This window comes from Novosphingobium beihaiense, assembly GCF_022832375.1.
Classification (GTDB): domain Bacteria; phylum Pseudomonadota; class Alphaproteobacteria; order Sphingomonadales; family Sphingomonadaceae; genus Novosphingobium; species Novosphingobium beihaiensis.
Genome location: NZ_JALHLG010000088.1, coordinates 1 through 293 on the forward strand (window position 1 = coordinate 1; position 293 = coordinate 293).

Here is a 293-nt window from a genome sequence, read left to right on the forward strand (position 1 = left end):
GGGGGGATCCTGTGATCGTGGCATGGGACGTTCCAGGGGTGGCCTCAGCAGCAAACTCCACGCTCTTGTCGATGCTCACGGACGTCCTATCGGCCTGACACTGACCGGCGGCCAAGTTCACGATGCCTGTGAGGCCGAGGCTCTGATCAAGGTTATTCCGGCAGGTGCAACCCTGCTGGGCGACAAGGGCTATGACAGCAACGCAATCCGCGAGGCTGCTGCCGCGCGAGATATCTGGGCCAACATTCCCAACCGCAAGCAACGCTTCGACTTCTCGCCCTGGCTCTACAAGC

The 293-nt window shown here is 61.4% G+C and carries 1 protein-coding gene; it reads left to right on the forward strand.

The features are described from left to right. Positions 1–293, forward strand: a 293-nt coding sequence (locus tag MTR66_RS21035; RefSeq protein ID WP_243924685.1) for a transposase, incomplete at both ends; no start/stop codon positions are given.